General features: G+C 66.1%; 20 protein-coding genes. 5 read left to right on the top strand and 15 right to left on the bottom strand.

The features are described 5' to 3' along the window. Positions 1-2 precede the first annotated feature (2 nt). The gene (locus MAB_RS08345; RefSeq protein ID WP_005110175.1) at positions 3-1,331 is read right to left on the bottom strand and encodes a glutamate-5-semialdehyde dehydrogenase; all 1,329 of its coding nucleotides are present in this window, start codon (positions 1,329-1,331) and stop codon (positions 3-5) included. 56 nt (positions 1,332-1,387) lie between these two features. Here MAB_RS08345 and MAB_RS08340 point away from each other — a divergent pair, with 56 nt between their 5' ends. Continuing rightward, positions 1,388-2,254, top strand: coding sequence for a ribokinase (locus tag MAB_RS08340; RefSeq protein ID WP_005114163.1), 867 nt, complete (start codon positions 1,388-1,390; stop codon positions 2,252-2,254). A gap of 1 nt (position 2,255) precedes the next feature. Here the strand turns inward: MAB_RS08340 and MAB_RS08335 are convergent, their stop codons facing one another. The 7 genes from MAB_RS08335 to rplU form a co-directional block, all read right to left on the bottom strand. Continuing rightward, positions 2,256-2,798, bottom strand: coding sequence for a hypothetical protein (locus tag MAB_RS08335; RefSeq protein ID WP_005060223.1), 543 nt, complete (start codon positions 2,796-2,798; stop codon positions 2,256-2,258). A 71-nt stretch (positions 2,799-2,869) separates the two neighbouring features. Next, complete coding sequence (locus tag MAB_RS08330; RefSeq protein WP_005084936.1) at positions 2,870-3,460, bottom strand: MTB12 C-terminal domain-containing protein; 591 nt, start codon at positions 3,458-3,460, stop codon at positions 2,870-2,872. Between the two features lie 220 nt (positions 3,461-3,680). Then, complete coding sequence (locus MAB_RS08325; RefSeq protein WP_005110174.1) at positions 3,681-4,322, bottom strand: hypothetical protein; 642 nt, start codon at positions 4,320-4,322, stop codon at positions 3,681-3,683. Between the two features lie 112 nt (positions 4,323-4,434). Further along, positions 4,435-5,541, bottom strand: a complete 1,107-nt coding sequence (gene proB / locus MAB_RS08320; protein ID WP_005060218.1) for a glutamate 5-kinase — start codon at positions 5,539-5,541, stop codon at positions 4,435-4,437. Continuing rightward, positions 5,538-6,986, bottom strand: a complete 1,449-nt coding sequence (gene obgE / locus MAB_RS08315; RefSeq protein ID WP_005084930.1) for a GTPase ObgE — start codon at positions 6,984-6,986, stop codon at positions 5,538-5,540. Before obgE ends, proB begins: the two co-directional genes overlap by 4 nt. Before the next feature lie 56 nt (positions 6,987-7,042). Continuing rightward, on the bottom strand, positions 7,043-7,300 hold the full coding sequence (gene rpmA, locus MAB_RS08310) for a 50S ribosomal protein L27 (RefSeq protein WP_005060213.1): 258 nt from the start codon (positions 7,298-7,300) through the stop codon (positions 7,043-7,045). A 13-nt stretch (positions 7,301-7,313) separates the two neighbouring features. Further along, positions 7,314-7,625, bottom strand: a complete 312-nt coding sequence (gene rplU / locus MAB_RS08305) for a 50S ribosomal protein L21 (RefSeq protein WP_005060209.1) — start codon at positions 7,623-7,625, stop codon at positions 7,314-7,316. Between the two features lie 324 nt (positions 7,626-7,949). Here rplU and MAB_RS08300 point away from each other — a divergent pair, with 324 nt between their 5' ends. Together MAB_RS08300 and MAB_RS08295 are read left to right on the top strand one after the other, a co-directional pair. Next, entirely contained in the window at positions 7,950-8,303 is a 354-nt protein-coding gene (locus MAB_RS08300) for a hypothetical protein (RefSeq protein ID WP_005084926.1), read from the top strand. A gap of 46 nt (positions 8,304-8,349) precedes the next feature. Beyond that, positions 8,350-8,682 carry a heme-binding protein gene (locus MAB_RS08295; RefSeq protein ID WP_005084922.1) on the top strand — a complete coding sequence of 111 codons (333 nt, stop codon included), beginning with the start codon at positions 8,350-8,352 and terminating at the stop codon, positions 8,680-8,682. Positions 8,683-8,691: 9 nt separating this feature from the next. On the opposite strand, the gene MAB_RS08290 is transcribed toward MAB_RS08295, so the two are convergent. The 6 genes from MAB_RS08290 to MAB_RS08265 all read right to left on the bottom strand — a co-directional run bounded on the left by MAB_RS08290 (position 8,692) and on the right by MAB_RS08265 (position 17,701). After that, positions 8,692-11,571, bottom strand: coding sequence for an Rne/Rng family ribonuclease (locus tag MAB_RS08290; RefSeq protein WP_012296446.1), 2,880 nt, complete (start codon positions 11,569-11,571; stop codon positions 8,692-8,694). Between the two features lie 419 nt (positions 11,572-11,990). Next, positions 11,991-12,401 (bottom strand): nucleoside-diphosphate kinase, encoded by a 411-nt coding sequence (gene ndk / locus MAB_RS08285; RefSeq protein ID WP_005060204.1) that lies wholly within the window; start codon positions 12,399-12,401, stop codon positions 11,991-11,993. 10 nt (positions 12,402-12,411) lie between these two features. After that, positions 12,412-12,849 carry a DUF4233 domain-containing protein gene (locus tag MAB_RS08280; protein WP_005074540.1) on the bottom strand — a complete coding sequence of 146 codons (438 nt, stop codon included), beginning with the start codon at positions 12,847-12,849 and terminating at the stop codon, positions 12,412-12,414. After that, positions 12,846-14,282 carry a bifunctional tetrahydrofolate synthase/dihydrofolate synthase gene (gene folC, locus MAB_RS08275; RefSeq protein WP_005110172.1) on the bottom strand — a complete coding sequence of 479 codons (1,437 nt, stop codon included), beginning with the start codon at positions 14,280-14,282 and terminating at the stop codon, positions 12,846-12,848. The genes MAB_RS08280 and folC overlap by 4 nt, the downstream gene beginning before the upstream one ends. Further along, the gene (locus tag MAB_RS08270) at positions 14,279-16,918 is read right to left on the bottom strand and encodes a valine--tRNA ligase (protein WP_005110171.1); all 2,640 of its coding nucleotides are present in this window, start codon (positions 16,916-16,918) and stop codon (positions 14,279-14,281) included. The genes folC and MAB_RS08270 overlap by 4 nt, the downstream gene beginning before the upstream one ends. A 168-nt stretch (positions 16,919-17,086) precedes the next feature. Continuing rightward, complete coding sequence (locus tag MAB_RS08265) at positions 17,087-17,701, bottom strand: DUF937 domain-containing protein (RefSeq protein ID WP_005060195.1); 615 nt, start codon at positions 17,699-17,701, stop codon at positions 17,087-17,089. 127 nt (positions 17,702-17,828) lie between these two features. Here MAB_RS08265 and MAB_RS08260 point away from each other — a divergent pair, with 127 nt between their 5' ends. Both MAB_RS08260 and MAB_RS08255 read left to right on the top strand, forming a co-directional pair. Further along, complete coding sequence (locus MAB_RS08260; RefSeq protein WP_005110170.1) at positions 17,829-18,983, top strand: FAD-dependent monooxygenase; 1,155 nt, start codon at positions 17,829-17,831, stop codon at positions 18,981-18,983. Between the two features lie 9 nt (positions 18,984-18,992). After that, complete coding sequence (locus MAB_RS08255) at positions 18,993-19,688, top strand: VOC family protein (RefSeq protein ID WP_005110169.1); 696 nt, start codon at positions 18,993-18,995, stop codon at positions 19,686-19,688. On the opposite strand, the gene MAB_RS08250 is transcribed toward MAB_RS08255, so the two are convergent. Next, positions 19,685-20,941, bottom strand: coding sequence for a YibE/F family protein (locus MAB_RS08250; protein ID WP_005114158.1), 1,257 nt, complete (start codon positions 20,939-20,941; stop codon positions 19,685-19,687). The two genes, MAB_RS08255 and MAB_RS08250, sit on opposite strands and share 4 nt — an antisense overlap. Between the last annotated feature and the right edge of the window lie 5 nt (positions 20,942-20,946).

Below are 20,946 nucleotides of genomic sequence, written 5' to 3'. Positions count from 1 at the left end.
TGTTAGGCGGGACGGATCTGACCGTCGCCGAGGACGATCCACTTGGTGGTGGTCAGTTCGGGCAGCCCCATGGGACCACGGGCATGCAACTTCTGGGTGGAGATTCCGATCTCGGCACCGAATCCGAACTGCTCGCCGTCGGTGAACGCGGTGGAGGCGTTGACCATCACGGCGGCGCTGTCCACACGATCGGTGAATTCCTGGGCCGCACTGAGGTTCGTGGTGACGATGGCGTCGGTGTGCCCACTGGAGTACCGGTCGATGTGCTCGATCGCCGCGTCGAGACCATCAACCAGCGCGACCGCGATGTCCAACGACAGGTATTCGGTGCCGAAGTCATCCTCGGTCACCGGCACCACGCCCGGCACGGGAAGATCGGCATGCACGGTCACTCCGGCCGCCTGCAAGGCGCCGACCAGCTGCGGGACGGCGACCTCCGCTATGGCCCGGTCGATCAACAGCGTCTCCGCGGCATTACACACACTGGGCCGACGGGTCTTGGAGTTCAACAGAATCCGCTCAGCCAGCGCAAGGTCGGCATCGGCGTGCACGTACACGTGGCAGTTGCCCACCCCGGTTTCGATGGTGGGTACCTGCGCGTCACGCACCACGGCGTCGATGAGGCCGGCCCCACCGCGCGGGATCACCACGTCAACGAGCCCGCGCGCCTGGATGAGGTGAGTCACGGTCACCCGGTCCCGGCTGTCGAGCAGTTGGACCGTGTCGGCGGGCAAGCCACTGGCGACCAGTGAGCTGCGCAGCACCCGCACGAGCTCGGTGTTGGAGGTTGCCGCCGAGGAACTGCCGCGGAGCAGCACCGCGTTGCCCGACTTGAGGGTCAACCCGAATGCGTCCACCGTGACGTTCGGGCGCCCCTCGTACACCATGCCGACCACCCCGAGCGGCACCCTGATCTGGCGCAATCGCAGCCCATTGGGACGGGTGGAGCCACGCAGTATCTCGCCGACCGGATCGGGCAGACCCGCGACCTGACGCAAACCGTCGGCGATACCGGCCACCCGGGCCGTGTCCAGGGCCAATCGATCGAGCATGGCCTCGCCGATGCCGGCGTCCCGCGCGCGCCGCAGATCGTCGGCATTGGCCGCGATGATCGAATCGGTGGACGCCACGATCGCGTCGGCGGCCGCGAGCAGTGCGGAATTCTTCGCATCGGCTGTCAGACGGGCCAGGTCGCGGGCGGCCACACGCGCCCGGCGAGCGGCGTCATGAACGCCCGCGCGCAGGTCCGCTGTCGCAGGCGCTTCGGTCACCGGAGCGGACGCCGCCGACCCCGCGGCTCCAGGAGCCAACTCGTTGGTTGAAACGCTCATCGTGTCAGGGTATCCGGGTGCCCGGAATGTAGCTGCGCCAGGACTAACCTAGGCGGGTGACTGAGTTAGCCACGGTATGCGTCCTCGGTAGCGTCAACATGGATCTGACGTTGCGGGTAGAGGAGCTTCCCGCCCCTGGAGCAACGGTGCTGGCGACATCGGCCATGCCCGCTCCGGGAGGCAAGGGCGCCAATCAGGCCGTGGCAGCCGCACGTGCGGGCGCCTCGGTGCAGTTCATCGGCGCGGTGGGCTCCGATGGCGCGGCGCCGATGCTGCGATCTCACCTGGCGGACAACAACGTTGGTCTGGACGGCCTGGTCGAGGTCGACGGCCCCAGCGGAATGGCCACCATCACCGTGGAGGACTCCGGTGAGAACTGCATTGTGGTGGCGCCCGGGGCCAATACCACCTTCACCCTGGACGAGAAGGTGCACAAGGACATCATCTGCTCGCACGACGTGCTGCTGTGCCAGTTGGAAATTCCGGTGCGAGTGGCGCTGACCGCGGCCCGCTGGGCCGCCGAGGCCGGAAAGCAATTCGTGCTCAACGCTTCTCCCGTACCCGAGCGCTCCCCCGACCTAGCGGAGCTGGCCTTTCGGGCGAGCGTGGTCGTCGTCAACGAAACCGAGGCGCGGTCCTGGCTGTACCCGTCGCGCCATCTGGTGACCACCCTCGGCGACGAGGGTTCTCGGTACCGCAGTCCGCAAGGGCAGATCACGGTGCCGTCCTACCCGGTGCGACCGCTGGACACCACCGGCGCCGGTGACGTTTTCGCCGGGGTGCTGGCCGCCTGGTGGCCCCAGGGTGCCGAGACTGCCCTCCGGCGTGCGAATGTGGCCGGGGCGCTGGCCACGCTGCGCGCGGGAGCCGGAAACTGCGCGCCGACCGGCGCCAGGATCGAGCTGTCGCTCAAGGGGTCCTGAGTCAGCGAACGGTGATCACCGGGTTGCAGTAACGCCAGGCGTCACGCTCGTAGGTCAGATACCAATCGGAGGTGGTGGTCTTGGGCGAATCGTTGCCCCACACCGATGAGGTGGTCACCGTGACCGTCGCGTTCTTGGCCTCGATGACGTTGATCTTGTCGATATTGGTGACCGTCAGATGCGCGTTCTCACGCACCACCTGAACCGACGCCTGCCGAAAGGCTGCGGCGTCCTTGCGCTTGGCGGCATCGAGTAGCTGATCAAGCGTTTCCTGGGTGAGCTTGGGAAACTTGGCGTACAGGTCCCTGGGTTTGACGAAGTCGTCCCAGGTGGGAATCCGCGACTCATTGTTCGCGGTCTCGCGGTCGCGGTATTTGTCGCAGGTCAAGTCGCCGATCTTGTTGGTGTCGACATCGTTGTACGCCTTTTCCCAGGCGCGCACGTGTTCGGTCACCGCCTCACGGTTCGGCGCCGCATGGACCGCGGGGGTGCCCAGAGCCGTCAGTGCGGCGGTGAGCGCCGTGGCGGCGAGCATGCGCTTCATGGTTCCCTCCCCTGGGCTGCGATACCTCACACGACGTTATCGCCGTGGGATGCGGTGTCCGTTACGTCCGGCTAGCTACCGGCGCCCGGCGGATTGCAGTCCAGCCACTTGCCGTTCTCCTTGACGAACTTGACGGTCTGCTGCTCACGTTTGGGCGGCTTGTCGCCGGTTGTGGTGGTGACCGTCAGCTCCGCGGTGGCCTGATCGCCCTTGATCTCGATGTCCTGCACCTCGGCCTTCACCACGATGAGCGACTTCAGCAGGTTGCGCATCGCGGCCTGATACGCCGGCTCGTCCTGATTGACGAGGCTGTCCACCACGGCACTGATGACATCGGGTGGCACCGTGGGGAACTTCTGGGCCAACAACCCGCGCAGCGCGTCGCCGGCACCCGGGGTGGTGGCGATCTCCGGGGGCACGATCTCGTTCATCGCGGGGATGGGCGGTCCGCCCTGGGCCGTGGCGTCCCGATACTTGGCGCACTTGGTCTCGGCGAGTTTGGCGAAGTCAAAATTTCCGGCGTAGGTGTTTTGCTGCTGCACCAGGTCGTTGATCTGCTTCTCGTCATGCACGGCAGCTAGCGCTTCGGCGTTGGGCTGACCGTCACCCTCGACGGTTCGTGTACAACCCACACCGCCCAGCAACAGGGCCCCCACCAGCACCGCTGCAGCCCATCTCCGGCAAACCATGACTACCCTCGCTCGTATAGATCACTTACCTCCGAGCTAATTTCTATCAGTCCAGATCAGCTCGTGCACCCTCACCGAGCAAACCTACCAGTCGGCGCCGTGCGGAAATCGCGTTCACCAAACGGTCGAGAGGGCCAAACGGTCGAGAGGACATCGCCAGTCATACGCGGTCCAAAGAACCGGTACCGGCGGACTACTCCCCTGTCAGGGGAGCGTCCAGCAGACCCTGGCGGCCCTGGCCGCCGACAATGCCCTCGATGGTGTCCTGCTCCGGCGGCGCGGTGCAGTCCTTCCACTCCTGGTCCTCGCGCACCAACTCCCAGCGCTGGCTGCTGCTCTTGCCGCCAACCCGAACGGCGACCACGGCCTCGGCATTGTCGCCGGTGACGTCGACGCTCTTCACCCGATACGACAGCTTCGCGAACGAGCTCGCCCACAGCTGGTGCCAGGCGGCGTCCACCGCGCCCTGATCTTCGTCGGCGACCGCCTGCACAAAGGACTCGACCGCATCACTGGATGCCAGCGGGAAGACCTCTTTGATCTTGGCGCGCAGCTTCTTGGAGTTGGCGCCCGCAAGCCGCGTGGCATCCGGCGGTGTGAACATCTGGCTGTGGTCGGATTCCACCTTGTCGCGGTAGTCGGCGCAGTAGGTGGCGCCGTACGCGACGGCGTCGACGGCCTGCAGTGCGCTCAGCTGACCGGCGATCAGGCCCTTGATTTGCGCTTCGGCGGTATCCGGCGAGGCGGTGGCCACTGCCATCGAGCCGAACAGTCCCAGCACCAGTGCTACCGCGCCCACCAAGGCGCTGACAATCCCCGTAATCCGGCCTGTCATCTGAACCCTCCCACACGAAGCCCAGGGCACACCCCCAAGCTGGAAACTAGCTGAACGTTTCTATCAGGCGCCGTTGCGATGTGCCACTCTTTCGAGCAAATGCGTGAACCGCTCAGGTGACGAGGTCGTCGGCGTGCACGGCGGGGCGCCGTAGATCCTCGGGGAGTTCGTTGGTGGAGCGGCCCAGCATGGTCGCCAATTCAGCTACGTCATAGGCGACGACACCCCGGCCGACCATGGTGCCGTCCGCGTCGCGGAGCTCAACGACATCGCCCCCGTGGAAGCGTCCGGACACCCCGGTGATACCGGCAGGCAGCAACGAACGCCGGGACGCCACGACCGCGCGTACCGCGCCGGCGTCCAGCGTCAGTGAACCGGTGGCCTCGGCGGCGTAACGCACCCAGAACTTGCGGGCGGACATGCGTTGCGGCCGCGCGGCGAAAACGGTTCCGCAAGAGCCGTCTCCCAGTGCCGCCGCCGCCTCTGTCGCCGAGGCCAAGAGCACCGGCACACCGGCGTCGGAAGCCAGCAGCGCCGAGGAGAGCTTGGAGGCCATTCCTCCAGTACCACGCGAACCGCCAGGGCCGGCGATCACGTCGGCCAGGTCCTCGGGGCCGCTCACCTCAGAAATGAAGCGCGCGTTCCCCTTTCGGGGGTCTGAATCGTAGAGTCCATCGATGTCGGAGAGCAACACCAGCGCATCGGCGCCCACCAAATGCGCGACAAGCGCCGAGAGGCGGTCATTGTCTCCGAAACGAATCTCGTTGGTAGCCACGGTGTCGTTCTCATTCACGATGGCAACCGCGTGCAATGCGGTGAGTCTGTCGAGGGTGCGCTGCGCGTTGGTGTGGTGCACGCGCATCGAGATGTCGTGGGCGGTCAGCAGCACCTGGCCCACGGTGCGCTCATAACGCGCGAAGGCCGCACTCCAGGCGCCGATAAGGGCCACTTGACCAGCGCTGGCCGCCGCCTGCTTGGTCGCCAGATCCGTTGGGCGCTTGGTCAATCCGAGCGGAACCATGCCCGCCGCGATCGCCCCGGAGGACACGATCACCACATCGGATCCAGCCTTCATCCGGCCTTCGATGACCTCGACGAGGTATTCCATGCGGTCGGCACTGAAGGTCCCCGTCTCATCGGTGAGTGCGGCGGTGCCGACCTTCACCACGACGGTGCGCGCCGAGCGAATGGCCTCACGCGCCTGCGCACCTGGATTCACTCCGGCTCCACCTGCCCACGTCGCACTCGCCTGGCCTGGCGGCGCTCGGCCGCACCCACCCGATCTGTCTTGTCGATGCGCGCGTCGGTACCGCGTCCGCTCATGGTCACGTCGACACCCGCCGGCGTCTGCGGCTCCCAGTCGAATGTCATATCGCCGATGGTGACCGCACAGCCGGGCTCCGCCCCGAGTTTGAGCAGCTCGTCTTCGACACCCAGACGTGCCAATCGATCGCCCAAATAGCCCACGGCTTCGTCGTTTTCGAAGTTGGTCTGTCGAATCCAGCGCTCGGGGCGCACACCACGCACCACAAAGCCACCCGGATTCTGCGGGTCCGCAGAAACGGTGAACCCGCTCTCATCGACGGGAATGGGCCGAATCACCGGGCGGGTCTTCACGGGTTCGGGGCGGGCCGCGCGGGCCGCCACGATCATCTCCCACAGCGCGAAAGTCAACGGCCGCAGTCCGTCCCGGGTCAGCGTGGACACCTTGAAGACGGGCCAGCCACGCTGGGAAACCTCTTCGGTGACAAAGTCGGCAAGCTCGTCGGCCTCGGGTACGTCCACCTTGTTGAGCACCACCGCACGCGGCCGGTCGGCCAGGTCGCCGAGCACGGAGTCGTCTTGCAACGTGGGTTGGTACCGCGCCAACTCATTTTCCAGTGCGTCGATATCGGAGACCGGGTCACGGCCGGGTTCGAGCGTCGCACAGTCGACAACGTGGACCAGCACGGCGCAGCGCTCGATATGGCGCAGAAATTCCAGCCCCAGTCCGCGCCCTTCGGCGGCGCCGGGAATAAGTCCGGGCACATCGGCCATCACGAAGGAGTTCTCGCCCGTGGTCACCACCCCGAGATTGGGCACCAATGTCGTGAACGGATAGTCGGCGATCTTCGGCTTGGCGGCCGAAAGCACCGAGACCAGAGAGGATTTCCCTGCCGAGGGAAAACCGACCAGCCCCACATCGGCGACAGTTTTCAGTTCGAGAGTGAGGTCTACTTCGGCTCCGGCCTCGCCGAGCAAGGCAAAACCGGGTGCCTTGCGCGCGCGGGATGCCAACGCCGCGTTGCCCAGTCCGCCCCGGCCACCGGCGGCGGCATCAAAACGCGCCCCCGCGCCGACCAAATCGGCGAGGATGCGGCCGTCATCGTCGAGCACGACGGTACCGTCGGGCACCTTGAGGATCAGATCATCACCGTTGGCGCCGTTGCGGTGGCCCCCCATGCCCTGGGTACCGTTGGGCGCCTGTAGGTGCGGATGGAAGTGGAAGTCCAGCAGGGTATGTACCTGCGGGTCTACTTCGAGGATCACGCTGCCGCCGCGTCCGCCGTTACCCCCGTCGGGCCCGCCAAGGGGCTTGAACTTTTCGCGGTGCACCGAAGCGCAGCCGTGACCGCCGGTACCTGCCTTGGCGTGGATGACAACGCGATCAACAAAACGAGGCATTTGGAGCCTCCTTCAACTGTTCAGTGTTCGGTCAAGGCCGGACACTGAACAACAAATTAAGCGTCGACCGGGAGGATGTTGACGACCCGGCGACCACGCCGGGCGCCGAACTCGACGGTGCCCGCCGAGGTCGCAAACAGGGTGTCGTCGCCGCCACGACCGACGTTGACGCCGGGGTGGAAGTGGGTGCCGCGCTGGCGAACCAGGATCTCGCCGGCCTTGACGACCTGGCCACCGAACCGCTTGACGCCGAGCCGCTGTGCGGCGGAATCACGACCGTTGCGCGAGCTGGACGCGCCCTTCTTGTGTGCCATGTGTCAGACGCTCCTACTTGATTCCGGTGACCTTGAGCACGGTCAACCGCTGACGGTGACCCTGCCGCTTGTGGTAGCCGGTCTTGTTCTTGAACTTGTGGATGCGGATCTTCGGGCCCTTGGTGTGCTCGACGATCTCACCGGTCACTGCGACCTTGGCCAGCTTGTCGGCATCGGTGGTGACGGTGGCGCCGTCCACGACCAGGGCAACGGGCAGCTGCACCGAGGAGCCGGGCTCCGAGTCGATCTTCTCGACCTTCACCAGGTCACCGACGGCAACCTTGTACTGCTTGCCACCAGTCTTGACGATTGCGTAGGTCGCCATCGTTGCGTCTACCTCTGCTCTGCTGTTCGGACGCGCGCAACCAGGTCGGTTGACGCGTCTGGATCGTGGGTGGGCCCGCTCGGTTGTTCCGCTGGGCCGCATGCCGCGGGCCGGAAGCCTCGCGACGGTCTTCTTAAGGTCCTAAGGGTACGTGACCAGCGGGCTAAGGGTCAAACCGGCACCCCTGCGGCCGACGATGCCAAGGCCCCAATCACGCTCGGCAGGGGTGTGATCGGAACTAAACTGCCCTCACCGAGCCCGGGCCGCCGCTGATAACCGTACAGATCGGACGGGCGATCGGCCCCCGAGCGCGAAGGTGCGGCTATGCGAACGATGCGGTGTTACCTCTCGGCCGGCGTGGTGATCCCCCTCTCGGCGCTCGGCGTCATCGTCGCGCCGACCGCCGCGGCCGATTGTGTCAACGCGAACGGGACCACCTTGTGCGCCCAGGGTGACGTGCGTGGCGGCGGAAGCACGACGTCCTCGACGCCATACGTCCCCTACCCCTGCGAGAGCGACTGGTCCTGCGACAACTGGGAGATGGACATCATCTTGGGGTCCGATCACGAATCACCGCCCCCGCCCACCGTCAATCCGTCACCGCCGCCCGATTTCGGGCGTCCCGGCCGCCCCGGCGGCGGAGGCGGAGGCGGAGGCAGCATCGTCCGGCCACGCTGACCAATATCGTTATCGCGCTGACGAATTCGAAAACAGAGGAGTCATCATGACAGCACGTGTCGCGCACAAGTTGACCGCGGGGCTATGCGCGGTCGCCGCGTCGCTGGCCGGACCCCTCATGGCCGCGGCCGATCCCCCGCCCAACTGCACGGCCGCTGACCTGGCGGGCGTCGCGACCGGCGTTTCCGCCGCCACGTCGTCGTACCTGTTCACGCATCCGGACGTCAACGACTTCTTCACCGGCCTCAAGGGCCTCCCCAAGGATCAGGTACGCCAACGTGCCCAGCAGTACCTAGAGGAAAATCCGCAAGTCAAGGCCGATCTGCACGAGATTCGTCGACCACTTGGCGATTTCCGGGAACGCTGCCAGGAGCGATAAACGCGCGACCTAGTGCTCTACCGGAGGCCCCGCGGCACGGGCCGCTGAACGCCTGCGCCGGGGCCTGGTGGGCGCCGCGGCAGCGGGCTCGGGCGTCGCTGCCGGAGCCTCGGGCTCTGCCGTCCCGGGCTCGGTGGCAGCGGCCTCGGGTGCACCTTCGGCCCACGGCTCCGACGCGGCATTGCTGCCCGCCGACGCCGGCTCGTGCTCGGGTTCGTCCTGGTCCGGTACGTTGTCTGGCGTCTCGGCGCTCTGGATGGTCTCGACAATCTCCTCGACCTCCTCGACCTCCTCGAGCGCGTCGTCGTCCAGCGCATCCTCGTTCACGTCCGCGTCTTCATCATCTTCGTGGTGGCCATTGGCCGCCGCCATCGCCTTGAACATCGGATGCTCGCCCTGGGGGTGCGAGGGTGTGCGTGCAACCACCACATCGTCGGTCTTACCCTTGCGGGACCGTTTGGCCCGGCGTCCGGTTTCGGCCTTCTTGGCCGGGGAGGACGCGTTGCTCGCATTGTCGACGGGGTCGACGTGCAGCACGATTCCCCTGCCCGCGCAGTGCGTGCAGGTGGACGAGAACGCCTCGATCAACCCGGTACCCAGCTTCTTGCGAGTCAGCTGCACCAATCCCAGCGACGTCACCTCGGACACCTGGTGACGGGTGCGGTCGCGGCCCAGCGCCTCGGTGAGACGCCGCAGCACCAAGTCGCGGTTGGATTCGAGCACCATGTCGATGAAATCGATGACCACGATGCCGCCGACGTCGCGCAGACGCAATTGCCGCACGATCTCCTCGGCAGCTTCCAGGTTATTGCGGGTGACGGTTTCTTCCAGGTTGCCGCCGGCTCCGGTGAACTTCCCGGTGTTGACGTCGACAACCGTCATTGCCTCGGTGCGATCGATCACGAGGGTTCCCCCCGAGGGCAGCCACACCTTGCGATCCAGTGCCTTGGCCAGCTGCTCGTCGATGCGGTGCACCGCGAACACGTCCGGACCCTCACCACTCTCGTACCGCTCAATCCTCGAAAGAAGATCGGGGGCAACCGTTTTCACATAGTCATCGATGGTGTCCCACGCGGCGTCACCCTCGATGATGAGCTTGGAGAAGTCCTCGTTGAACAGGTCACGAACCACCTTGACCAGCACGTCGGGTTCTTCATACAGCGCCACGGCAGCGCCGGACGCTTTGGAGGTGAGGTCCGTGGCACTCTGTTCGATGCCCTGCCACTGTTCCTGCAACCGCTGCACATCGGCGCGTATGTCCTCTTCCCGCACACCTTCCGAGGCGGTGCGGATGATGACACCGGCGTCCGCCGGCACGATGTCCCGCAGGATCTCCTTGAGGCGCTGACGTTCGGTATCGGGCAACTTGCGGCTGATGCCGGTTGACGACGCACCTGGCACGTACACGAGGTAGCGGCCCGCCAGCGAGATCTGGGTGGTGAGCCGTGCGCCCTTGTGTCCCACCGGGTCCTTGCTGACCTGAACCAGCACGTAGTCACCGGATTTGAGGGCCTGCTCGATCTTGCGGTTGGAGCCGCCGAGACCGGCGGCGTCCCAATTGACCTCACCGGCGTACAACACACCGTTGCGGCCGCGGCCGATGTCGACGAATGCCGCCTCCATGGACGGCAGCACGTTCTGTACAACGCCGAGGTAGATGTTGCCCACCAGCGACGCGGAGGCCGCCGACGTCACGAAGTGCTCGACGAGCACACCGTCCTCGAGAACAGCGATCTGCGTATAGCGGGCGCCCTCGTGCGGGGGCTCGGAACGGGTCTTGTCCCGCACCACCATCACCCGGTCGACGGCCTCGCGCCGGGCCAGGAACTCGGCCTCGGTCAGGATCGGGGGCCGGCGCCGTCCGGCGTCGCGGCCGTCGCGGCGGCGCTGGCGCTTGGCCTCCAGGCGGGTGGAACCGGAAATCCCCTGAATCTCGTCGCCCCGCTCGGCACGCGGCTTGCGCTCGTGCACAACGGTGTTCGGCGGATCGTCATCCGACGGGCCATCCCCGTCGTCACCGCTTCCGGCCTTGCGACGACGTCTCCGGCGCCGGCGGCGACTGGCACCCTCGGGAGTGTCACCGTCCTCGGCATTCGATTCGTCACCGTCGGGCGCCGGCGAATCGTCCCCGGTACCGTCGGCGGCGTCATCGCCCTCGGCGGCCTCGCCACCCTCGGCTGCCGCATCGTCACCGGAGTCGTCGGAGCCTTCGCCACCGCCCTGTTCGCCGCGTCCACGGCCACGGCCACGGCGTCCCCGCCGCCGGCGACGTGCCGGACGATCGCCATCGCCCTCCCCATCGGCGTCGGAATCGTCCGTCTCACCGGCGTCCTCGTCGACGTCCTCGGCCTTCTCGGTACGGACGGGCGCGGGCCGTTCCTGGGGCTCGGGAGCCTGTGGGGCCACGAACAGTGGCCCGTAGTCGTATGCGGTAGGAGCAGCGGCTGCCGGCACCGGCACCGCGGCGGCCTCGATGACCGTCGCCTCGGCGATGAGGATGGGCGTGGTCGGCGGGTTGTCGGGGTCTTCTGCCGAATCGGCCGAGTCGCCGGTGACGACGGCGGGCGCTTCCTCGGCAGCCACCGGGGCCGGTGTCTCGGCGACTACGGGAGCCGCCTCCGCCTCATTGGCAAGCACCTCACGCACCTTGGCCGCGTCCTGCTTGTCGACATTGGAGTGCGGGCTGCGGGCGCGCCCGTCCAGGTTGGACAGCGCGTCGAGCACGCGGCGTGTCGAGGTTCCCAGAACGCGCGCCAGGGAATGCACCCTCAGCTTCTCGGGAAGTTCTCCCTGCTCAGCTGGGGCAGGCGGGGTGTCCGGCGTTAGCGCGGCGTGTTCCCCTTCTGGAGCGCTGGTGTGTAGGTCTTCTGGTAGCTCATAGTCGGCCACTTATTCTCCTCAAGCCCCCGGGCGCGTCTTTAGACGCGGCCACGCGAGGGCTTTCTCTCTATGTACCCGGGTAGGTCCGGGTTTGTGGTGGTCTCGCTCCGAGCGATCCGTCGCTGCTATACCGCAGTTCCGAACCCACCCGGTGCCTGGCTGGAATGATGGCTTGACGTGCTGCGGTGTAGTCCGATCGGGCAACCGCGCTCGCCGTGTCGTCATTCGGGTCGGTGGCTGGCCGGTTGTGGCCGCATGTGCCGTGACCCACAGTCAGTATCCCATACGAATCAGGTAGCGGGGACCAAGACACAAATGGGCTCCATCAGGCGACCCATATACGTAATCGAGTGTGCGGTTTACGTCGAGATTCCCGGAGGAACCGACGCAAACCGCACACTCGTGGGTTTCAGATCAGATCGATTGGGTCAGAGCGCAGGGAACCACAGCGCGATCTCACGCGCAGCGGACTCGGGCGAGTCGGAACCGTGCACCAGGTTCTCCTGGGTCTCCAGGGCGAAGTCGCCGCGGATGCTGCCGGTCGCCGCCTTCTCCACCGGATCGGTGCCGCCGGCGATCTGGCGGAACGCGGCGATAGCACGCGGACCTTCCAGCACTGCCGCCACGAGCGGACCCGAGGTGATGAACTCCAGCAGCGAGCCGAAGAACGGCTTCTCCGCGTGCTCGGCGTAATGGGCCCGGGCCGTCGCGTCATCGACGTTCTTCAGCTCGAGCGCGGCCAGTGTCAGGCCCTTGCGCTCGATCCGATTCAACACCTCACCGACAAGTCCCCGTCGCACACCATCGGGCTTGATCAAAACCAGAGTCCGCTCAGTCACGGGCGACAGCCTACTGGTCGGTAGCGCTGCCCTGCTGACCCGGCAGCTCGCCGCGGCTCTGACGGTCGCGGACCTGGTTGCGCATGTACCAGATGAGCAGCCAGACGCCGAGAAACAACAGTCCGACAAAGCCGACCGCGGCGTTCACCAAGAACCCGGCGACGAGGACCAGCTGCAGTGCCAGATTGGCCTGTAGCGCCCACGGCCGGCCCTGCATACCGCACAGCAGAACCAGGGCGACGACGACCCCGATGAGGTAGCTCAGCGATAGCGGGGAAAGTCCCCCGCCCACCATCTTCACCACCGGGATGGCCAGCAGCACCACGATCGTCTCCAAGATGAGCGTGCCCGCCATCACGCCGCGGAAACTCCGCCAGGGATCTGGCGGAGCCGCGCCGGCGACATTCTGGTCCGCGCGGGGTTCGATGCCGTCCTCGGGATCACTCATTGCGGATCCTTTCCGAACAGGGTCCGTGCGGCACCCGCGGTGACGACCGATCCGGTGATCACGATGCCGGTGCCGGAGAAGCCCTCCGCTCCCCCGTCCTCGGCGGCCTCCTCCACCATCGCGGTGGCCGTCTCGACCGCATCGAGCAATGTCGGCGCCACCACGACGCGATCCTCACCGAAGATCTCCAGGGCGATACCCGCCAGCGCGTCCGTCTCCATCGCGCGGGGAGATCCGTTGTGCGTCACCACGATCTCGTCGAATGCGGGTTCCAGTGCGCCCAGAATTCCCGCGACATCCTTGTCGCCCATCACGCTGATGACGCCGACCAGACGTCGGAAGTCGAACTCCGATTGCAGGGTCTCGGCCAGTGCGGCGGCCCCATGCGGATTGTGGGCGGCGTCCAGGAATACCGCGGGAGCACTACGCACCCGCTCCAAGCGTCCCGGGATGATCACCGAGGCGAAACCCGAGCGAATCGCCTCGATGTCGAGCTGACGATCGGCCCCCGCCCCGAAGAACGCCTCGACTGCCGCGAGTGCCACCGCCGCGTTGTGTGCCTGATGCTCACCGTGCAGCGGCAGGAAGATCTCCGGGTACACCCCGCCCAGACCTTGCAATTCCAGGAGCTGGCCGCCGACCGCCACCTGCCGGGACAACACCGCGAACTCCGAACCCTCGCGTGCGACGGCCGCGTCGGCTTCCACCGTTTGACGCAGCAGCACTTCCATCGCCTCCGGCTGCTGCTGGGCGATCACCGCGACCGTATCGGCGCCGGCTTCACCGGTCATCGCGTCAAGCTTGTGCCGCTTGATAATTCCGGCCTTCTCATTCGCGATCGAGGCCAGGTCTGGTCCGAGGAACTCGACGTGGTCGATGCCTATGGGGGTGACGACGGCGACCGGGGCGTCGATGATGTTGGTGGCATCCCAGCGCCCACCAAGCCCGACCTCCACCACGGCGATATCGACGGGCGCGTCGGCGAACGCCACGAAAGCCATGGCGACCAGCACTTCGAACTTGCTCATCGCGGGTCCGCCCTGCTCCTGCGACTGCTTGTCCACCAGCTCCACGAACGGTTCGATCTCGGAGTAGATCTCCACGTACTTCGCTGGCGAGATCGGTTGTCCGTCAATGGCAATGCGCTCCACCGCGGACTGCAGATGCGGGCTGGTGGTGCGGCCGGTGCGCCGGTGCAGTGCCGTCAAGAGCGCGTCGATCATCCTGGTCACCGAGGTCTTGCCGTTGGTACCCGCAACATGGATGCACGGATACGCGCGCTGAGGCGAGCCCAGCAATTCCATGAGGGCCACGATGCGATCGGTTGACGGTTCGATCTTGGTTTCGGGCCAGCGTTGGTCGAGTAGATACTCGATCTGCAGCAGAGCCGCGATCTCGTCGGGTGAAGGCTCCGAACTCAGTGGTTCACTCACGCCAGCGCCGCCAAACGGGCGGTGATCCGCTCGACTTCCTCGGTAGCCACCTGCTGGCGAACCCGAATCTTCTCCACGACCGCCTCCGGGGCCTTGGCCAAGAACGCATCGTTACCCAATTTGCTTGTGGTGCCGTCCAGTTCCTTGCGCGCGGCGGCAAGGTCCTTCTCCAGCCGCCGGCGCTCGGCTTCGACGTCCACGGTGCCAGAGGTGTCGACCTCGACGGTCACGGTGGCGCCGGACAACCGGACCTCCACCGAGGCCGTCGGGCTGAAGCCCTCCTCGGCCGGGGTCAGCCAGGCCAACGACGTCACGGCGGCGAGTTGGTCGTCCAGCCCGGCCTCGCCAACGCCGGAAAGCCGGGCCGCGACCTTCTGCCGGTCCCCCAGACCCTGATCGCTACGGAATCGGCGGACCTCGGTCACCAGTTTCTGCATGTCGGCAATGCGCTGTGCGGCAGTGCCATCGAGCTCGATACCCGAGCCGGTGGGCCAGGCGGCGATGACCACCGACTCACCGCCGGTGACGGACTTCCACAGCACCTCGGTCACAAAGGGGATCACCGGATGCAGCAACCGCAGCAGCGTGTCCAACACCGTGGCGAGTACAACGCGGGTGCTCTCGGCACGGTCGACCATCTGCACCTTGGCCAATTCCAGGTACCAGTCACAGAACTCGTCCCACGCGAAGTGATACAGCCCCTCACAAGCCACGCTGAACTCGTACCGGTCCAGTGCGCCGTCCACCTCGGCCCGCACCTGTTCGAGGCGGCCCAGGATCCACCGGTCGGCGTCGGTCAGCTCGGCGACATCGGGCAGCTCACCGAGCGCGGCACCATTCATCAACGCAAAACGGGTGGCGTTGAACAACTTCGTAGTGAAGTTACGAGAGGCGCGGGCCGCGTCCTCGCCGATGGACAGGTCACCGCCGGGGCTGGCTCCGCGGGCCAGGGTGAAGCGCAGCGCGTCCGCGCCGAACATCTCGACCCAGTCCAGCGGATCGATGCCGTTGCCCTTGGACTTGCTCATCTTCTGACCGAACTGATCGCGAATCAGACCGTGCAGGAAGACGTTGTCGAAGGGCACCTTGCCGCCATGCAGTGCGGGGCCATCGGCCACGAAGGTGCCGAACATCATCATCCGCGCCACCCAGAAGAACAGGATGTCATATCCGGTGACGAGAACGCTTGTGGGATAGAACTTCTCCAGCTCCGGGGTGGCCTCGGGCCAACCCATGGTGGAGAACGGCCACAGCGCCGAGGAGAACCAGGTGTCGAGCACGTCAGGGTCCTGCTCGTAGCCCTCGGGGGCGGCCTCGTCGGGTCCCAGGCACACGATCTCGCCGCCCGGGCCGTGCCAGATCGGGATGCGGTGGCCCCACCACAGCTGACGAGAGATGCACCAGTCGTGCATGTCGTCGACCCAGGCGAACCAGCGCGGCTCCAGGCTGGCCGGATGAATCACGGTGTCACCGGAACGGACGGCGTCTCCTGCTTTTCGGGCCAGCGACTCGACCTTGACCCACCACTGCATGGACAGGCGCGGCTCAATGGGTTCACCGGAACGCTCGGAATGCCCCACGCTGTGCAGATAGGGACGTTTCTCGGCGACGATGCGGCCCTGCTCGGCCAACGCCTCGCGCACCTTGACACGTGCTTCGAATCGGTCCATGCCATCGAATTGCGTTCCGCTGTCACAGATCCGGCCGTGAACGTCCATGATGGTCGGCATCGGCAGGTTATGCCGCAGCCCGATCTCGAAGTCGTTCGGGTCGTGCGCGGGTGTGACCTTGACCGCACCGGTGCCGAATTCCGGATCGACATGGTTGTCGGCGACGATCGGGATGCTGCGGTCCTGGAACGGGTGCGCCAGCTCGGTACCGATCAGGTGCCGGTACCGCTCGTCATCGGGGTGTACCGCGATGGCGGTATCACCGAGCATCGTCTCCAGGCGGGTGGTCGCCACCACCAGATGCGGCTCGTTGTCGTTGAGAGAGCCGTACCGGAACGAGACCAGTTCGCCCTCGACTTCTTCGTACTTGACCTCCAGATCCGAGATCGCGGTCTTCAGTTCGGGCGACCAGTTGACCAGTCGTTCCGCCCGGTAGATCAGTCCGGCGTCGAACAGCTTCTTGAAGATGGTGCGCACGGCGCGGGACAGGCCCTCGTCCATGGTGAATCGGTCGCGGCTCCAGTCCACACCGTCACCAAGACGGCGCATCTGCCCGCCGATGGTGCCGCCGGACTCGCGTTTCCAGTCCCACACCTTCTCGATGAACAGCTCGCGACCGAAGTCCTCTTTGGTCTTCCCGTCAGCGGCAAGCTGTTTCTCCACCACGCTCTGGGTGGCGATACCGGCATGGTCCATACCGGGCAGCCACAGCACCTCGTAGCCCTGCATCCGTTTGCGGCGCGTCAGCGCGTCCATCAGCGTGTGATCCAGCGCGTGGCCCATGTGCAGGCTGCCGGTCACATTCGGGGGCGGCAGCACGATCGAGTAGCCGGGCTTGTCGCTGGACGGGTCGGCGGTGAAGTATCCGGCGTCGACCCAGCCCTGGTAGAGCTCCGCCTCTACCGCACCCGGATCCCATGAGGTGGGTAGGGAGCTGGCGGCGTTCGTATCAGGGGTTTGGGTCACCCATCAGATTCTAGGGTTGCCGGTCCAGTCGGATTTTCACGGGCGTTTTAGGCGATCGACGCGGCTGCCCGCATGGAGGTGGTGCAGTCCATCCGGGCGGGCGGGACGCCGTATGACAGAACGACCCGGGCCCTGGGGCGCCGGGCCGTTCCGATTGAGACTGGGTGACTACTTCTTGCCGCCGAGCAGCCCGCCGAGGATGCTGCCGAGGGCGTCGCTGCCGCCCTTGCTGCCGAGTACGCTGCCCAGGATGCTGCCGAGCGGGTTGTTTCCGCCCGCGGCTGCCCCGCCACCGACCGCACTGCCCAGGATGTTGCCGAGGATGTCGCCGATGCCGCCACCGCTGGCCGCGGGCGCCTCGGCAGGCGCGGCCGCCGCACCGCCGCCGGTGAGCTTCTTGGCAACAAACGCCAGCACGATCGGGGTCAGGATCGGTAGCAGCTGCTTGATCAGGTCGCTGTTCCCCGCGCCGGCACCCGCCAGCTTCGCGGCCACATCGTCCGCGTTGTTGTCGCCGAACAGCGAAGCAACCACCGCGTTGCCCGCCTGCTGGTCGACGTCATCAACATTCACGCCACCGTCAAGGAGCGTACTGGGGGCACTGTTGACATTGGCCTGCAAATCGGCGGCCTTATCCGGGTCATCGGCGTTGGCCTGCAGCCCACCCACCAATAGCGGGACCACGGACTTGATCGCCTTGTCGGCCGTCTCGTTGTCGACCCCGAGCTTCGCTGCGATCTGATCGGTGGGGATCTCGTTGAGCAGCTCGTCGAGTGTGGCCATGGGTCTCCTCCTAGATTTCTGGGGTTTGGTGAACCTTAGCCAAGCAGATCAGCCCCGAGTGAACGAATGCCGAACATCACAACCCCAGACCCTTTACCGCTGTGGGGTCCACCCATAACGTCAAGCTATGAGCGACCACATCGTCGTGGTTGGCGCCGGGATTGCCGGTCTTGCCACCGCAGTCGCGATACAACAGTCCGGGCGTGATGTCGTGGTTGTCGACGACCGTGACGGAACCTCCGCCGGCTACGCGATTACCCTGTGGCCCAACGCATTAGCAGCGTGCGATGCGCTTGGTATCGGCGAGGACGTGCGTGCCGCAAGCGCACGGGTCGAGGCCGGAACCATGCGCTGGTACGACGGGCGAATTCTGCGGGAGCCTCCCAGCGGAAAGTTCACCGAGGCCGTGGGCGAGCCTGTCGCGGTCACCGACCGCAATCAACTCCTGGCGATTCTGGCGAACCGGCTGACGCCGGGGACCGTCCGCTACGGCGCCCGGGTAAGCAATGTTCGGGACGGCCTGCACGGCACCTCCGTCGAGCTGGCCGATGGCCAATCGCTCACGGCCGCCGCGGTGATCGGTGCCGACGGGATCGGTTCGCTCGTCGCGCAATATCTGAACGGACCCCTCGCGTTCCGCTACTCCGGCTACACCGCCTGGCGCGGTATCGCCGATATCTCCATTCCGGATGAGCTGGCCGGCCTCACTGTGGGACCGGGAATCGAATTCGGGCACCTGCCGCTGTCTCTCGGTCGCACCTACTGGTTCGCCGGTGAACGATCCCTGGAAGCGCAACGCGCCCCCGACGGCGAAATCGAGTACCTGGCACGGAAGTTCGGTAACTGGGCGGACCCGATCCCGCGCCTGCTGCGCCAAAGCAGAGAGTCCTCGGTGCTGCGCGGCGATGTCTATGACCGCGGTCGCCTACGGCGGGTCGCCGGCGGAAGGGTGGTGCTGGTGGGCGACGCGGCGCATCCCATGCGCCCACACTTGGGACAGGGCGGCTGCCAATCCCTGGAGGACGCCGCGGTACTCAGCGTCGCGATATCTGAACGTTCATCTCTGCCAAGCGCTTTCCGTGAATATGCGCGCCGTCGCAGGTCGCGCACCCGCGCTGTGGTGAGCCGGAGCCGCCACATCGGCAATGTGACGTTCGCCCGGCCCGCGGTGGTAGGCGGACTGTTGACCCGGGCCTCGGCCCGGATACCAGCCTCGGTCTTCTGGCGGCAGCTGAGCAGCATTGCCGGATATGAGGCCGGTAATCTCGCGGTTCGCCCCTAGGATTCCTTTGTGTCTGATCTCGGATCCCATCCCGCGGCCAGTGCCAGCCTCAAGGATTTCTGCATCGACGCAACGTCGCCGGTGCCCGTCGCCAAATTTTGGGCCGCCGCCATCGGGGGTGAGGTCGATGTCGACGACGCCGGGGAGGCGTTCATTCGGCGCGGCAAGGCCGTCGACATCTGGGTCAATCGCGTGCCGGAGGCCAAGGGCGTCAAGAACCGCGTGCATTTCGATGTATACACCCGCGCCGTAGCCGACCTCGTCGCACTGGGCGCAACACTGCTGGAAGAACACGAGCCGGACCGGGTGGTGATGGCGGACATCGAGGGCAACGAGTTCTGCGTCTTCCTCGACCCAAATCTCGAAAGCGATACACCGGCAAGGCTCTTCGCGCTCTGCACCGATAGCGACAAACCTGCCGAAATAGCGCGCTGGTGGCACGACCGCGTCGGCGGCACACTCGCCCCCGGCCCCGACGGAACCCTGCGCTGGTTGCGCGAGGCGGCCGGTTGGGGCGATCTGATCTGGAAATTCGTCCGGGTTGCCGACGCGCGCGTGGTCAAGAACCGCTGGCACTGGGATGTGCACGGCGATGCCGCCGAGTTGGTACGCGAGGGCGCTCGGGCTCTGCGCGGTCCCGACACCGACATCCGCTGGACGGTGCTCATCGATCCAGACGGCAACGAGTTCTGCGCCTTCGGTTAGGCCCCCGTGCGCACCTTGCCCGGCGTCGCCAGGGCCGCCGCGATAGCGGTGGTCAACGGCACCGACAGCACCAGCGCGATACCGCCCACCGCGGACCGGGCGATCTCGATCGCCACACCCTCGCTGGTCAGCACGTCGCCCAGGGACCGATTGGCGACGCTGAACAGCAGCATGAGGGGTAGTGAGTTTCCGGCGTACGCAAGGACGAGGGTGTAGACCGTGCTGGCGATGTGATCGCGCCCCACCCGCATGGCACCCAGGAATATATCCCTGCGGCTGGAGCCGTCGCCCAATTCGGCGAGCTCGTAGACCGTTGACGCCTGGGTGACCGTGACGTCGTTGAGAACACCGAGCGACCCGATGATGAATCCGGCAAGCAGCAGCCCGGAGATAGAAACCCCGCCCATATACGCGGCGACTTCATTGTTCTGCTCATCCGACAGGCCGGTCAGATGAGTCAATTCGATGACGGCCCACGACAGCCCCGCCGCGAGCAGCATCGCGGTGAGGGTGCCCAGTAGCGCCGCGCTGGTGCGCATGCTCACGCCGTGCGCCAGATAGATGACCACAAAGAGAATCGCCGCCGACGCGATCAGGGCCAGCGGTAATGCCGGGCCGCCATCGCGTAATGCCGGAAGCAGGAAGACGGCAAGCACCAAGAAGGCCACCAGGATACCGACCAAGGCACGCAATCCGCGCCAGCGCGCCACCAGGCAGATGACGATCGCGAAGGCCGCGGCAACCGCGATCAGCGGCCAGGTCCGCTCGTAGTCGTAGAAGCTGTAACTGGTCGCGCCCTGAGCATCGACCTGCCTGGTGATCCGGATGTGTTCTCCGGCAGCAAGAGTCGGCTGCCCACCGCCTGCGGTGAACTCAAGTTGGGTCTTGGCGCCGGAATTGGGGCCGGAGGTGATGGCGATGAGGTCGAGCGCACATGCCGAATCCGGCGTCTGCCCCGCCGCGGGGTCGGCGGTGAGCACCTGCCCTGTCGACGGGCTGCCGCATTCCCCGAGGCGTGTCGCCAGCACGGTGCCCGATTCGGTGGTTACCGCTCCGCCATGAGCATTTTGGTACGGCAGCGGAATATCCACCGTGCGATGCTCGGGCCACAGGGCAACCAACCCAACGAGAACAGCGATACCCATTGCGGCGAGCAAGCCCACCACTATCCGGGCCGCAGTGGAATCGAAGGGCGCGGTTCCTTTCGGCCCCAGGCCATGATGAGCGTGGGAATGGGTATGTGAATGTGACACGACTG

Source organism: Mycobacteroides abscessus ATCC 19977 (assembly GCF_000069185.1).
Lineage (GTDB): Bacteria > Actinomycetota > Actinomycetes > Mycobacteriales > Mycobacteriaceae > Mycobacterium > Mycobacterium abscessus.
Note: the sequence above shows the minus strand (reverse complement) of the source record. Positions and strands in the feature narration are given on the sequence as shown.

What these genes read in the sequence shown, in the direction of transcription:
- MAB_RS08345 (WP_005110175.1), bottom strand. Translation starts at nt 1,331, where the DNA reads ATGAGCGTTTCAACCAACGAGTTGGCTCCTGGAGCCGCGGGGTCGGCG.
- obgE (WP_005084930.1), bottom strand. Translation starts at nt 6,986, where the DNA reads ATGCCTCGTTTTGTTGATCGCGTTGTCATCCACGCCAAGGCAGGTACC.
- MAB_RS08265 (WP_005060195.1), bottom strand. Translation starts at nt 17,701, where the DNA reads ATGGCCACACTCGACGAGCTGCTCAACGAGATCCCCACCGATCAGATC.
- rpmA (WP_005060213.1), bottom strand. Translation starts at nt 7,300, where the DNA reads ATGGCACACAAGAAGGGCGCGTCCAGCTCGCGCAACGGTCGTGATTCC.
- MAB_RS08295 (WP_005084922.1), top strand. Translation starts at nt 8,350, where the DNA reads ATGACAGCACGTGTCGCGCACAAGTTGACCGCGGGGCTATGCGCGGTC.
- MAB_RS08300 (WP_005084926.1), top strand. Translation starts at nt 7,950, where the DNA reads ATGCGAACGATGCGGTGTTACCTCTCGGCCGGCGTGGTGATCCCCCTC.
- MAB_RS08280 (WP_005074540.1), bottom strand. Translation starts at nt 12,849, where the DNA reads ATGAGTGATCCCGAGGACGGCATCGAACCCCGCGCGGACCAGAATGTC.
- MAB_RS08335 (WP_005060223.1), bottom strand. Translation starts at nt 2,798, where the DNA reads ATGAAGCGCATGCTCGCCGCCACGGCGCTCACCGCCGCACTGACGGCT.
- MAB_RS08325 (WP_005110174.1), bottom strand. Translation starts at nt 4,322, where the DNA reads ATGACAGGCCGGATTACGGGGATTGTCAGCGCCTTGGTGGGCGCGGTA.
- rplU (WP_005060209.1), bottom strand. Translation starts at nt 7,625, where the DNA reads ATGGCGACCTACGCAATCGTCAAGACTGGTGGCAAGCAGTACAAGGTT.
- MAB_RS08260 (WP_005110170.1), top strand. Translation starts at nt 17,829, where the DNA reads ATGAGCGACCACATCGTCGTGGTTGGCGCCGGGATTGCCGGTCTTGCC.